Origin of the sequence: Alistipes sp. CAG:29 (assembly GCF_000435435.1) — a bacterium.
Lineage (GTDB): Bacteria > Bacteroidota > Bacteroidia > Bacteroidales > Rikenellaceae > Alistipes > Alistipes onderdonkii.
This window is the reverse complement of sequence record NZ_FR893392.1, coordinates 1-13,530: the sequence shown is the minus strand read 5'-3', so window position 1 is coordinate 13,530 and position 13,530 is coordinate 1. Positions and strand designations below refer to the sequence as shown.

The following is a 13,530-nucleotide window of genomic DNA, read 5'->3' as shown; positions in this document are numbered from 1 at the left end:
CGCGGCGGCGCGCTGCGCTGCGCGGAGCCCCTCCGCACGGATCGCACGTTCACGTTCGCCGAGCGAGCCGACCGCCTCGAAGAGCACCTCGTGGTTATGGCGCGGTTCGACAGTGCCGAGCATGAGGATGAACCTGCCGGGCAGCATGTATTTGCGCCGCACCGCCTCGAGCTGCGCACCGCCCGGCGTTTCATGCGGGACGCGCGCGGCGAGGGGCATCACGACCTCGATGCGCCCGGGGTCGATCCGCAACCGCTCCGACAGCTCGGCGCGGGCATCGCGGTTGACCGTAATGAGCAGGCTGGCGGAGCGCAGCGCACGGCGGTAGAGCCGCAGCAGCACCAGCCGCTCGGACAGCGAATAGAGGTGCGGGTAGCGCAGAAAATTGAGGTTATGGACGGTCATCACGCTGGGGATCTTCCGCAGCAGCGGCAGGGGCAGTCCGGGGCGGAAGCCGTGGTAGAGGTCGAACTCCTTATAACGCGCCCCGTCAACGATATACTCGTGCTCGGGGGCATATTCGGCCAAAAGTTCGGCAAGGTGCCGGGAGTAAGTCCCGGCAGGTGCAGCCGGGGTGTCTTCGAATCCGATTTTCATAACTCTGCGTAAAATTTTTCGTCTATATGGCAAATAATTGTTATCTTCGCTGAAAATAAGGCTGCCTTTTTATGAAGAAAGTTTTGCTCACTTTACTCCTGGCCCTGGCACTCCCCGTTGCGGCGGCCGAGGCGCAAAACATCGCCCTCGGCGAACGCGTACCCGAGGTGAAGGTTCCGGCATGGCTCCGGGGCGGGAAACCCGCCGCCACCCCCGGCCTGACGTACGTCGAGTTTTTCCACTCGTCGAACCCGGCCTGCACCGCGTCGCTCGAACAGCTCCGGGCGATAACCGACAAATTAGGCGCCAAACTCCACGTCGTGGTCGTCACGCGGGAAAACGAGGAGAAAATCGCCCCCCTGCTTTCGCCGTTCCTCTCGCGGCACATCTCCGTCGCGCTGGACACCGGGGGCAGGATATTCTCGGCGTTCAACGTGCAGTACGTCCCGTTCGGGGTGCTGGTCGACAGCCGGAACCGGGCGCTGTGGATGGGCAACTCACTGCAGCTGACACCCGAAATCATCGAAAAATCAAGTAAATAGCACCATGTCCTTCACGAAGATAAACCATTACGAAAAAGAGTACGCAGATACCCATCACGACACGGCGCTCAACGTCACGGAAGGCGTTGAAGACCAACCTATCGTAAGCCCTTACTTCACGCGCCGCAAGAAGCGGCGGCTTTCGACCGACGAATACGTCGAAGGCATCCTCGCGGGCAACATCACCACCCTGTCGCAGGCCATCACGCTCGTCGAAAGCAACAACCCCGCCCATTACGCGCAGGCGCAGCAGATCATCGAACGCTGCCTGCCGCACGCCGGGAAATCGGTGCGCATCGGCATCACGGGCGTTCCCGGGGCGGGCAAGTCGACCTTCATCGAGGCCATCGGCAACATGGTCACCTCGCTGCGGCACAAACTGGCGGTGCTGGCCATCGACCCCTCGTCGGAACGCAGCGGGGGTTCGATCCTCGGCGACAAAACCCGCATGGAGAGCATTTCGGGCAATCCCGACGTCTTCATCCGCCCCTCCCCTTCGGCCGGGTCGCTGGGCGGCGTGGCACGCAAGACGCGCGAGACGATCATCCTGTGCGAAGCCGCGGGCTTCGACGTGGTATTCATTGAGACGGTGGGCGTCGGGCAGTCCGAGACGGCCGTGCACTCGATGGTCGACATGTTCATGCTGTTGCAGATTTCGGGTGCCGGCGACGAGTTGCAGGGCATCAAGCGCGGCATCATGGAGATGGCCGACATCATGGTCATCACCAAGGCCGACGGCGAGAACATCCACAAGGCCGAACTGGCCAAGACCCAGTTCCAGGGGGCACTGAGGCTGTTCCCCGTGCCCGAGTCGGGCTGGCGGCCCAAAGTATACACCTGCTCGGCCGTGGCCGCGACGGGGCTCGAAGAGGTATGGAAAGGCGTCGAGGAGTTCCTCGACCACATCCAGGCCAACGGCTATTTCCGCCACAACCGCAACCGCCAGAACAAATACTGGATGTACGAGTCGATCAACGAAGTGCTGCGCAACTCGTTCTACCACGACCCGGCGGTCGAAGCGCGCGTCGCAGAGTACGAAAAGCGCGTGCTGGAGGACAAAATATCGTCGTTCATCGCCGCCAAGGAGCTGCTGGACATCTATTTCAAGGATTTGAAATAACGAAGGACGATTCCCCGAGGAGAAAATGCCCGAAACGCCCGGGAACCAGTCCTATAAACGCTTTGCAGATCCGCCTCTTATCCGGCCGGACTTCTCCCGGCCGGATTTATTGTTTGTGTCATCAACCTAATCTCACCCGATATGAAAAAACTACTTCTGACCGCATCTTTGCTGATGCTTTGCGCCTTCTCCGCATCGGCACAGCAATCCAAAAACCACAAAGAGCCCCGCGTACGCTTCGGTGTCGGATACCGTTACAGCCTCGGCCTGACGGAAAAATACAAAATAGTATCCGACTTCGGCAAAATCACGTCGCCGTGGGGCGCGCCCGAATATCTTCGCGGCGGCGAACTGCGGTTTGAAGTGACCGTGCGCCTTACGCCCGACTGGAATGTCGGCGCAGGCACGGGCTTCGGCTCTTATGACGACCAAGGGGAAAAGACCTTTCTGGGCTACCTCAAGGCCGAACGATTGTACGGCAAACGCGCCAGCCGCTGGTTCAACTATGCCGAAGCGGGCGCGACCTTCTACCCGGACAACGGGGCGGGCCTGACGGGCAGTCTGGGCGGCGGCTACCGGCTCGCCATGACGCGCCGTACGCGGCTCGACTTCACGGCAGGACTGGAATACCTGAACCTCGTGGGCAAAGCCAATATTTACGACAACAGCACGGGCGAATTCATCGGCATCGAGAAGCGCGGAGCGCGGTTTAACCGCTTCGGCATCACGTTCGGCATCGCCATGCACTTCTGATTGGCCCGACAGACAAACGAACGGCCCGCCCCTTTAACCGAGGGGCGGGCTTTTCGATTGCGCTGCAATAGATCATAACGCTCAAATGTGCGCGGACAACGAATGCGGAGCGCCCGCACCCGCAAAAAACAGGCGGAGTTCTATTCCGAATCGTTATCCTTTATACCGCTCCCGCAGCAGGGCGGCCAGCTCGGGCATGCCTTCGGCGGCGCGTTTGCGGATCAGGGTCAGCGGATTGCGGATGCCCGCCGTATCGGGATTACCGGGATCGACGACATAGATCGGGATTCCGGGGCGCACGTAGCGCACCAGCGACGCGGCGGGATAGACCGCCAGCGAAGTCCCCACGACCACCATGATATCCGCCGTCCGGGCAATCTGCGCGGCACGTTCGAACATCGGCACCGCCTCGCCGAAAAAGACGATGTGCGGACGCAGCAGCGCCCCGTCGGGCGCCGTGGCGTCGAGCTTCTGCTCCCACCCCTCGATCGGGACGACCAGATCGGGATTGCGCGACGAGCGCAGGCAGGTCAGTTCGCCGTGCAGGTGAGTCACTTTCGACGAACCGGCACGCTCGTGCAGGTTGTCTACGTTCTGCGTCAAGACCTCGACCTCGAAATCCCGTTCCAGCCCCGCGATGACCTCGTGTCCGGCATTGGGCTGCGCGGCGAGCATCTCGCGGCGGCGCATGTTGTAAAACCCGATGACCGTGGCACGGTTATGCGCCAACGCCTCGGGCGTGCAGACATCCTCGATCCGGTAGGAAGCCCATAACCCGTCGGAATCGCGGAAGGTCGCCAGACCGCTGTCGGCGCTTACCCCCGCACCCGTAAAAACGACGATTTTTTTCATAAACTATAACTTTAGATAACCTAATCTATGCCCAACGGCAGCAAGCAGTATCAACAGACCGAATCCGACTGCCTTCGTAACTCCGACGGCGACGCCTTCGGTCGAAATATCGTATGCCAGCATCGCCGCCAGCACGAAAAAAGCGATCCCCAGCGCGACTTTCGCCAGCAGGGACTTTCGCCCGGCTGGTTCGGTGCGATCCGCAGGGACAGTATGATCCGCAGGGACAGTATGATCCGGGAGCACCGCGCGATCCTCAGGCACAGTGCGATCCGGGCGCCCGGTGCAGGTGCGGAATCCCGTATTCCCGGCAGCCCTGCGGGATTCGGCCCGGCCGCCGGCACACCGCCCTTTGGGCGTCCATGCCGTGAGCAGTGCGGGCAGGCCGAACAGCAGGGAACTCACTGCCGCATGCAACGGCGACTGCCCGACCCACAGCAGGTTGAGCGGGAACATTGCCAGCGCAACCGCAAGCACCGAAACAACCGCAAAAATCCATTTCCGATTCATAGCAACATCCTTTTTATAAACATCGGGATCGACATAGCACCGGCTTTTATTGATCCTGCCATTTACTGCGTCCCGAATCAAGCCATACGGGAACAACGACGGCCGCAACCGCCATCGCCTTGAGCAGTATCCCCCCGAACCCGCGGGCCAGCGAACATTCGCCGCCCAGCATTTCCGAAATCTGGGACGAGCAAACCAGGGCGAACGCCCCCAGCAGCAATACGAAGCAGAGCACCCTGCCCCGCCACGCCGCACGGGCTCCCACGTCACCGACGGCCTCCCCGTCCTGCCCGCCGTCGTCATCGGACGGTTCGGGCCCGACGGCGGCCCACACGCCCAAAGCCCAGCAAAAAGCAATCACCAGTGCACAGACAGCCCCCTTCCAAAGCGCCTCGGCAGTCGGGAGACTTTCACCGAAACGGCGCAGCAGGAAAATTACGACGAACGCGGCAACGGCTGCCACGGGCAGGCCGAGCCACATGCGGCTGTGCAGAAACATCCGCCAGCGTCCGGCATCGAGCAGGCCGGAAAAATAACATCTCCACATCCTGAACATCGGATTCATTTTTTTATATCGGCTTTATTTTTTTGCGGGTCGTCGGACTGCATACGGGCGTGCGAAGGCAGCGGGCCGGCTTCCCCGGCTGCCGCTGCGGCAACGGGAGGGACGGCATCCTGCAGCGGCGGCGTGCTTTCGCCGGACGCAACGTCAGCAGGAGGAGCGGCGGCAACCGCGGGAGAAACGGCCGCCGGGGCCGGCGGGAAGTCCCTGCCCGACGAAGCAACGCCCGTATCCGCGGCCGGCAGGGTCGCCCCGGCGGCCGCACGCGGCTTCTTCAGGCGGCCGCTGCGGCGCAAGGCATCGGCGATGATCCACTGGAGCTGGCCGTTGATCGAGCGGAACTCGTCGGCAGCCCATAGCTCCAATGCGTCCATCGTCGCGGCGTCGATACGCAGTACGAAACTCTTGTTATTATTCTCTTTAGCCATCCCCAGTTAAATCAATGGTGCAGGGTTCCGGCATTCACCACGGGCTGCGCGGCTTCGTCGGCACAGAGCACTACGAGCAAATTCGACACCATGGCCGCCTTGCGCTCTTCGTCCAGTTCGACGATATGCTCGTTGCCGAGGCGGTCGAGCGCCATGTGCACCATCGACACGGCACCCTCGACGATCTTCTCGCGGGCGGAGATGATGGCATCGGCCTGCTGGCGGCGCAGCATCACGGCGGCGATTTCGGGCGCATAGGCCAGGTAGTTGATGCGGGCCTCGACCACCTCGATGCCGGCCATCGCCAGGCGTTCGTTGAGCGTGTGTTCGAGCTGGTCGTTGATCTGCTCGCTGTTCGAGCGGAGCGTCAGCTCATCGTCCGCAACACCATTGTTATCATAGGAATAGCAACCGGCCACCTGGCGCAGTGCGGCATCGCTCTGCACGCCCACGAAGTTCTCGAGGATGTTCATGCGCGCCGAGGCCGAAACGCCGGTCTGCCCGGCCGTAGTCGGGGCGTCGATCTCGAAAACGGCCTTATAAATATCATCGCGCTTGATCTTCCAGACCAGCACCAGCCCGATCAGGATCGGGTTGCCCGTCTTGTCGTTGACCTTGATCGGGTCGACGTTCAGGTTGCGGGCACGGATCGAGATCTGCTTGGCCGACATGAAGGGGTTGACCCACCAATAGCCCGTTTCGTAGAAGGTACCTTTGTATTTACCGAAAAAGACCATCACGCGCGCCTCGTTGGGTTCGAGCAGCATGAATCCCGCCATGCAGATCAGCATGCAAAGGCACCAGACGACGCCCGCCGCCACCAGCCCGCCGCCGAGCGCCAGCCCGGCGTCGATGCGCTGCGCGCCCGCGACGATCGCGTAAACCCCCAAGGCCAACCCGCCGAGGATCAGCACCAATGCCAGGAAACCGTTGCATTTCCAGCCTTTGTAAACGAAATTTCCATTTTCCATATCCGTACAGTTTTAGTGATATTATTTTGATATCACAAATATATCGAACATTTTGGGATTTGCAAATTTTCCGGACATTTTTTTCACAACCGGCTTCGGCCGAAGCAAAAGAGGCCCCGCAGCCCGGTTTAGGCCGAAAGAAACCGCTCCGTGGCACAGTTCATGCAAGGTTGGAGGGCGTAAACCAAAACAAAATTTACATCATGAATCAGCAAAGACACACCAACGAAGACACGCTGACCGACATTTTCGGTTCGGAGGAAATGCGCAGTCCGGCACCCACGGAATTCATCCCCAAGGGCAAGACGGCTCCCGAGATCGCCTACCAGTTAGTCAAGGACGAGACCTATCCGCAGACACAACCGCGGCTGAACCTCGCCACGTTCGTAACGACCTACATGGACGATTACGCCACACGGCTGATGAACGAGGCCATCAACATCAACTACATCGACGAAACGGAGTACCCGCGTGTCGCGGTGATGTGCGGCCGCTGCCTGAACATCGTCGCCAACATGTGGAACACCCCCGAGAAGGCCGAATGGAAGACCGGTGCGCTGGGCATCGGTTCGTCGGAGGCATGTATGCTGGGCGGCGTGGCCGCATGGCTCCGCTGGCGCCAGCGCCGCAAGGCCGCAGGCAAGCCCTTCGACAAACCGAATCTGGTGATGAGCGCCGGGTTCCAGGTCGTATGGGAGAAGTTCTGCCAGCTGTGGCAGATCGAAATGCGCACCGTGCCCCTGACGCTCGACCACATCACGCTCGACCCCAAGCAGGCGCTGGAGATGTGCGACGAGAACACGATCTGCATCGTGCCGATCGCAGGCGTCACGTGGACGGGACTGGACGACGACATCGAGGGGCTGGACAAGGCGCTCGACGAGTACAACGCCAAGACCGGCTATGAAATCCCGATCCACGTCGACGCAGCGTCGGGCGGTTTCATCCTGCCGTTCCTCAAACCCGAGAAGAAGTGGGACTTCCGCCTCAAGTGGGTATTGTCGATCTCCACGTCGGGCCACAAGTACGGCCTGGTATATCCCGGCCTGGGATGGGTGGTATGGAAGGACAAGAAATACCTGCCCGAGGAAATGTCGTTCTCGGTAAACTACCTGGGCGCCAACATCACGCAGGTCGGCCTCAACTTCTCGCGCCCCGCAGCGCAGATACTCGGCCAGTACTACAACTTCATCCGCCTGGGATTCGAGGGGTACAAGGAGATACAGCAGAACTCGATGGACATCGCCAAGTACTGCCACCAGCAGATCGGCACGATGAAATGCTTCAAGAACTACTCGACGGAGGTCGTCAACCCGCTGTTCATCTGGATGATGGATCCCGAGTATGACAAGAAGGCCAAGTGGACGCTGTTCGACCTGCAGGCCAAACTGCAGCAGAGCGGCTGGATGGTTCCCGCCTATACGATGCCCAAGAACATCGAGGACGTGGTCGTAATGCGTATCGTGGTGCGCCAGGGCATGTCGCGCGACATGGCCGACATGCTGATGGGCGACATCCGCAACGCCATCGCCGAATTCGAACAGCTGGAGTACCCCACTACCTCGCGCATCAAGTACGAGAACAAGGAACACCAGAAAGGAAAAGTCTTTACGCACTAATATGCCCCGTCCGGCCGCAGGCGTGTCCGGGAAGGGCATGCCGGGCCGCCGGCACCGGACGGCAGACCGACAGCCGGGAGCGGGCAACTCCCATATCGGACTGTACGTACGGCGTGACGCCGAAGCGTCACAGGTTACCGTCCCGGCACCCCTGCTTCGGCAGGGGTTTTTACGAGAGGGCTCCGGCACCCCGGAACGAATGCCGGAAAGCGGGCGCCCCGGCGCCTGCAGCCAAAGCATTTCGCGCCCTGCGGGGTTGCGAAGGGTCGCGCAGACGGCTTCCACTCGCAGTGGAGGCCGTCTTTTTTTATCGGGATGCAGCCGAGGGGCACAAAGGACGACCGCGGAATCACACAGGCCCTCAGAGGGGCATCCGCACTGGCCGGGGCACAGGAAGAAAGCATTCAGCCCGGACACAGGGCGGGCACCGGCCGTAAAGGGACAATCCGGCCGGCGGGAGAGACGCTGCGACCAATAAGACAAATATGTGCCCGGAAAGGAGAAAAACAACCGGAGGGGAGGCGGATGCGATTTTCATTATACCGATTTGTTTTGTAACTTTACGACGTTTTTATCCAACCGCAGACAAATGGCAGAAACATTCAATATCTTCCTGATCGTCATGGCCGTGCTGGCCGCCGGGGTTTACGTCGCCCTGCACTTTTTCGAAGCCGGGTACGGCTATCTGTTCAACCCGAAATACGGCCCCCCGGTACCCAACAAGGTGGGCTGGGTCGTGATGGAGTCGCCCGTGTTCATCGCAATGTGCGTGCTCTGGCTCATGTCCGGGCGGACATGGGAGGCCGGGCCGCTGGCGCTCTTCGTGCTGTTCCAGGCGCACTACCTGCAGCGCGCCTTCATCTTCCCGCTGCTGCTGCGCGGAGAGTCGAAGATGCCGCTGGGGATCGTCGTGATGGGCATGGCGTTCAACACCCTCAACGCGCTGATGCAGGGCGGGTGGATCTTCTACGTCTCGCCCGAAGGCTATTACGCCGACTGGTTCGCAAAGCCCTACATTTACGTCGGGGGAGCCCTGTTCATGGCGGGGATGGCCGTAAACCTCCATTCCGACCATATCATCCGCAACCTGCGCAAGCCGGGCGACACGCGCCACTACATTCCCCGCGGGGGGATGTTCCGATACGTCTCGTCGGCCAACTATTTCGGCGAACTGCTCGAATGGACGGGCTTCGCCGTAGCTTCGTGGTCGTGGGCCGGGGCGGTATTCGCCTGGTGGACGTTCGCCAACCTCGCGCCCCGTGCGGCATCGCTCTACAAGCGTTACGCCCAAGAGTTCGGGAAGGAATTCACGGCGCTGAAACGAAAAAAGATCATACCTTTCATCTATTAACCTACCGGAAAATGTCATCACTGTTCACCCCTTATAAATTAGGCCCCGTGACACTGCGCAACCGCACGGTACGTTCGGCGGCGTTCGAGTCGATGGGGCGTCATTTCGGCCCCACGGAGCAGCTCAAGGAGTACCACGTTTCGGTGGCGCGCGGCGGCGTGGGGATGACCACGCTGGCCTACGCCGCGGTATGCCGCAGCGGGCTGTCGTTCGACAAGCAGTTGTGGCTGCGCCCAGAGATCGTGCCCGGGCTGCGCGGGATAACCGACGCCGTACACCGCGAAGGCGCGGCGGCCGGCATCCAGATCGGGCACTGCGGCAACATGACCCATTTGACGACCGCCGGGCAGATCCCGATCGGCGCGTCGACGGGGTTCAACCTCTATGCCTACACCCCCGTGCGGGGTATGCGCAAGGACGAGATCGCGCAGGTGGCACGGGATTTCGGGAAGGCCGTCCACACCGCGCACGACGCGGGGTTCGACTCGGTGGAGGTACATGCCGGGCACGGCTACCTGATCTCGCAGTTCCTCTCGCCCTACACCAATCACCGGAAGGACGAGTACGGCGGGACTTTGGAAAACAGGATGCGCTTCATGCGGATGTGCCTCACAGAAGTGATGGAGGCCGCGGCGAAAACGGGGACGGCCGTATTGGTGAAGCACAACATGTACGACGGGTTCAAGGGCGGCATCGAGATTCCCGAAAGCATCGCCATAGCCCGCGAGATCGAACGCTTCGGTGTCGACGGCATCGTGCTTTCGGGCGGGTTCGTGTCCAAGGCCCCGATGGCCGTGATGCGGGGGCTGATCCCGATCTACACGATGAGCTACTACTCGCCCCTGTGGCTGCGCTATTTCATCCGCTGGTGCGGGCCCTTCATGATCCGGCAGTTTCCCTTCGAGGAGTGCTATTTCCTGGAAGACGCCAAGAAATTCCGCGCCGAGCTGAAATGCCCGCTGGTATATGTCGGCGGGCTGGTGAGCCGCGAAGGGATCGACAAGGCGCTGGACGCAGGGTTCGAACTGGTGCAGATGGCCCGGGCGCTGGTCAACGACCCGGCGTTCGTAAACAAGCTCCGCGAGGGCGACGCCTCGACACGCAGCGGCTGCGACCACCGCAACTACTGCATCGCGCGGATGTACTCGGTGGACATGAAATGCTGCAAGCATTGCGACGGGCTGCCACGCAGGATACAGGAAGAACTGGCCAAACTGCCGTAAGCATGGAACACATGGAGAAACGTAAACGGAACAGCGAAACGGCCGGGGCCGCGGCACAAGGCGGGACGCCGGCCGGGAGCCGGAAGCACGCAGCCGAGCCGCAAGGCCGCCGGATGGAACGCGGCGCAGTGGCGCCGGGCAGCGCATGGGCGCTGGTGACGGGCGCCGGGTCGGGCATCGGGCGCTGCTACGCCCTGCGGCTGGCGGCGCTGGGCTACCGGCTGGTGATCGCGGGCGACAACCGCGCACCGCTCGAAGCCGTGGCGGAAGAGATACGGAATGCCCGGCCGGCCGGGCGAAAAGCAGCCGCGAAAGAGCCGGAAGCCGCGGAAGGATCGGAAGTTACCGAAAAATCGAAAGTTGCGGAAAGACTGGGAGTTGCAGCATCCGCAGACGGAAGCGGGGCGCCGGGACGCGAACCGGCGGCGGCGATTGCCGAAGCTACGGGGGAACCCGGGGCTGAAACGGACGGGAACGGGGCGCTCGCAGCCGGTAGTGCGCAGCAAGGCGTCGGCAGCGGAAAGGAGTGCGGCAACAGGGCAACGGCGGCCGTGACGCCCGACGTGCGGGTGATCACGATAGATCTTGCGCGGGTCGGGGCGGCACAGGAGTTGTACGACCGCATGGCAGCCGAGGGGATCGTGGTCGACGTGGTGATCAACAACGCCGGGATATTCTCGTTCTGCGACATCCTCGACACGCCGGCGGAGCGCATCGAGCGCATCATCCTGCTGCACGACCTGACCGTCACGCAGCTATGCCGCCTCTTCGCCGCGGACATGGTACGCCGCGGCGTGCGGGGGCACATCCTCAACATGTCGTCCTACTCGCTGTGGATGCCGTTCCCGGGGCTGGCGCTATACAGCGCCTCGAAAGCCTACATGCGCTCGTTCTCCGTGGCTTTCGCCAAGGAGGTGCGCGAACGGGGCATCCGCGTCACGGCGGTTTGCCCGGCGGGCGTAGCGACAGACCTCTACGGGCTGACGCCCTACTGGCAGCGCATCGGCCGCAAACTGGGCGTGCTCATCACCCCCGACAGTTGTGCGCGCCGAGGGCTGAAGGCGTTGTGGAAAGGCCGCCGCTGCATCGTACCCGACTGGTGGAACCGCGCCTGGATCCCCTTTTGCAAGGTATTGCCGATGTGGGTGCTGCGGCCGGTGCGGCGTTTCACGATGAAGTTCCAAAAATAAGGCGGAACGACGCAGGCAGCCACCGCAGGAAGCGGGCTGTCCTGCCGGGCAGCACACGGCACAGACACGGGCTGCGTCGCCGGGGAGAAGCAGGAAGCAGTACGGCGGAGCCAAACTCCGCGGACGCGGCGCACGGACAAGACATTAGATGACTATGAAAGATATTAAAAATGTAATTTTCGACCTCGGGGGCGTCCTCGTAGACCTCGACATAGAGCGCTGTACAGCGGCATTCAGGGAGCTCGGCATGAACCGGGTCGCCGGACTGATAAACCCCTGCTACCCCGCCGAGATGATCGGACGGCTGGAGCGGGGCGACCTGTCGTTCCACGAGGCATGCGACGCGATGCGGAAGCTCGACGGGCGGTACGATGTCACCGACGCCCAGATCGCAGGGGCATACGGCGCGTTCCTGGCGGGGGTTCCGGTCTGGAAACTGCGCCAGGTGGAACGGCTGCGCGGGGCGGGGATTCGCACCTACGTGTTGTCGAACAACAACCCGGCGTCGATGGAGGTCATCCGCGGCGAATTCACGGCCGACGGGCACACGATGGACGACTATTTCGACAAGGTATACCTCTCCTACGAACTGCGCGAGCTGAAACCCTCGGAGGCGATCTTCCGCAAGGTGATCGCCGACAGCGGCATCGTCCCCGCGCAAACACTCTTCATCGACGACGGGCAGAAGAATGTGGACGCGGCGCAGGCGCTGGGGTTCGCGGTGTACAAGCCCGCACCGGGTGAGGATTTCGGACACCTGTTGGAAGAGATAACCGCAACGAAATAGCAGCGCCGTCCGGAATGCCCGGAGGCAGGGCCGCAACCGGGCAAATACGGAGGCCACAGGGCTCCAGCCGAAAGGCAACGCATACGGATCGCGGCAAAGTCATATCCGGGAAAGCCGCCTGTTTCTGGAAAACAGGGCGGCAAAAAAACCGTCCGGCAAGCAAACAGACAGCCCCGCCCAACAGGAATCCGGCACGCAGCCGGGAAAGGCGGATTTCGGGGTAAAAGTTTGCCGGAACGAAAAAAAGCGGTTATCTTTGCAACCCGGAACCCGGAAGGTTCCCCCGGTCGGAATGCCCGGGATTGACACACAACAGCCTCGCGGGGTTGCACAAGGCCAATCACGGGGTCAAGGTCGGGAACGACGGGGTGTAGCGCAGTCCGGTTAGCGCACCTGCTTTGGGAGCAGGGGGTCGTGGGTTCGAATCCCGCTACCCCGACACGAGAAAAAAGCCTTTCAGACAGCTCTGGAAGGCTTTTTTGTGTTTGTCGCAAAGCATCCTATTTTGCCGGTTTTTGCTCGGTTAACACGTTTTTCGACTAGTTGTGTAAACCGATGTGCAGCGGCGGGTATAGTGACCTGCGGAAATTATCCGCCCCGCAGACCGTCCGCGACCATGTATCGCAGCCACCCGGCAGCAGCAGTTCGAAAGCACGGGGCTTGCAGGCGGGAGACGGAACGGGGAAACAGGGTGAGACAATGGAAGGGACGACGGAAAGGACGATTGGAAAGGTGCCGAAAGGGATGATGGAAGGGGCAACAGAGAAAGGCAACGGGGATAGGCAACAGAAGGGGTACTGCAAGCGCTGACGGAAGAGGCGGCAGCCGAAATATAACCGGGAAGGCGTTTTTTGCAGAAATTATTTTGACTTTTCGGATTTTCGACTTATCTTTGTGCGCTCTTAAAACGATAAGAGCCCCAAATGTTCGGGGTGTAGCGCAGTCCGGTTAGCGCGCCAGCTTCGGGAGTTGGAGGTCGCTGGTTCGAATCCAGTCTCCCCGACAAGAAAAAAGAGGATATTCTG

Annotated in this window: 14 protein-coding genes and 2 tRNA genes; 10 read left to right on the top strand and 6 right to left on the bottom strand. The window is 61.4% G+C overall.

Annotated elements, in window-relative coordinates; translation table 11 throughout:
- Positions 1–597 (bottom strand): glycosyltransferase (locus QVP03_RS00575; protein ID WP_288210575.1); only part of this gene is annotated, 597 nt, incomplete at its 3' end.
- Positions 598–668: 71 nt separating this feature from the next.
- On the opposite strand from QVP03_RS00575, the gene QVP03_RS00570 reads away from it, so the two are divergent.
- The 3 genes from QVP03_RS00570 to QVP03_RS00560 all read left to right on the top strand — a co-directional run bounded on the left by QVP03_RS00570 (position 669) and on the right by QVP03_RS00560 (position 3,012).
- The gene (locus QVP03_RS00570) at positions 669–1,139 is read left to right on the top strand and encodes a TlpA family protein disulfide reductase (RefSeq protein WP_018697218.1); all 471 of its coding nucleotides are present in this window, start codon (positions 669–671) and stop codon (positions 1,137–1,139) included.
- 4 nt (positions 1,140–1,143) lie between these two features.
- Entirely contained in the window at positions 1,144–2,259 is a 1,116-nt protein-coding gene (gene meaB / locus QVP03_RS00565; RefSeq protein WP_022331757.1) for a methylmalonyl Co-A mutase-associated GTPase MeaB, read from the top strand.
- Positions 2,260–2,400: 141 nt separating this feature from the next.
- Complete coding sequence (locus QVP03_RS00560) at positions 2,401–3,012, top strand: hypothetical protein (RefSeq protein ID WP_022331756.1); 612 nt, start codon at positions 2,401–2,403, stop codon at positions 3,010–3,012.
- Positions 3,013–3,165: 153 nt separating this feature from the next.
- On the opposite strand, the gene QVP03_RS00555 is transcribed toward QVP03_RS00560, so the two are convergent.
- The 5 genes from QVP03_RS00555 to QVP03_RS00535 are packed head-to-tail and all read right to left on the bottom strand — an operon-like array spanning position 3,166 to position 6,335.
- Entirely contained in the window at positions 3,166–3,864 is a 699-nt protein-coding gene (locus tag QVP03_RS00555) for an SIR2 family NAD-dependent protein deacylase (RefSeq protein WP_022331755.1), read from the bottom strand.
- A 3-nt stretch (positions 3,865–3,867) separates the two neighbouring features.
- Entirely contained in the window at positions 3,868–4,374 is a 507-nt protein-coding gene (locus tag QVP03_RS00550) for a hypothetical protein (RefSeq protein WP_022331754.1), read from the bottom strand.
- Between the two features lie 46 nt (positions 4,375–4,420).
- Positions 4,421–4,939, bottom strand: a complete 519-nt coding sequence (locus QVP03_RS00545; protein WP_022331753.1) for a hypothetical protein — start codon at positions 4,937–4,939, stop codon at positions 4,421–4,423.
- Positions 4,936–5,364: a hypothetical protein gene (locus tag QVP03_RS00540; protein ID WP_022331752.1), complete on the bottom strand. Its 429-nt coding sequence runs from the start codon at positions 5,362–5,364 to the stop codon at positions 4,936–4,938. Before QVP03_RS00540 ends, QVP03_RS00545 begins: the two co-directional genes overlap by 4 nt.
- Positions 5,365–5,375: 11 nt before the next feature.
- Positions 5,376–6,335, bottom strand: coding sequence for an SPFH domain-containing protein (locus tag QVP03_RS00535; RefSeq protein WP_022331751.1), 960 nt, complete (start codon positions 6,333–6,335; stop codon positions 5,376–5,378).
- Positions 6,336–6,538: 203 nt separating this feature from the next.
- Between QVP03_RS00535 and QVP03_RS00530 the strand changes: the two genes are divergently transcribed.
- From QVP03_RS00530 to QVP03_RS00500, 7 genes are all read left to right on the top strand, one after another.
- Entirely contained in the window at positions 6,539–7,954 is a 1,416-nt protein-coding gene (locus QVP03_RS00530) for a glutamate decarboxylase (protein WP_022331750.1), read from the top strand.
- Positions 7,955–8,543: 589 nt separating this feature from the next.
- Entirely contained in the window at positions 8,544–9,305 is a 762-nt protein-coding gene (locus QVP03_RS00525; RefSeq protein WP_022331749.1) for a DUF1295 domain-containing protein, read from the top strand.
- Between the two features lie 11 nt (positions 9,306–9,316).
- Positions 9,317–10,528: an NADH:flavin oxidoreductase gene (locus QVP03_RS00520; RefSeq protein ID WP_022331748.1), complete on the top strand. Its 1,212-nt coding sequence runs from the start codon at positions 9,317–9,319 to the stop codon at positions 10,526–10,528.
- Positions 10,529–10,530: 2 nt separating this feature from the next.
- Positions 10,531–11,718 (top strand): SDR family NAD(P)-dependent oxidoreductase, encoded by a 1,188-nt coding sequence (locus tag QVP03_RS00515; RefSeq protein ID WP_022331747.1) that lies wholly within the window; start codon positions 10,531–10,533, stop codon positions 11,716–11,718.
- A 154-nt stretch (positions 11,719–11,872) separates the two neighbouring features.
- Positions 11,873–12,505, top strand: coding sequence for an HAD family hydrolase (locus QVP03_RS00510; RefSeq protein ID WP_022331746.1), 633 nt, complete (start codon positions 11,873–11,875; stop codon positions 12,503–12,505).
- A 364-nt stretch (positions 12,506–12,869) separates the two neighbouring features.
- A tRNA-Pro gene (locus QVP03_RS00505) sits at positions 12,870–12,944 on the top strand.
- Between the two features lie 489 nt (positions 12,945–13,433).
- Positions 13,434–13,508 (top strand) — tRNA-Pro (locus QVP03_RS00500).
- The last annotated feature ends 22 nt before the right edge of the window (positions 13,509–13,530 follow it).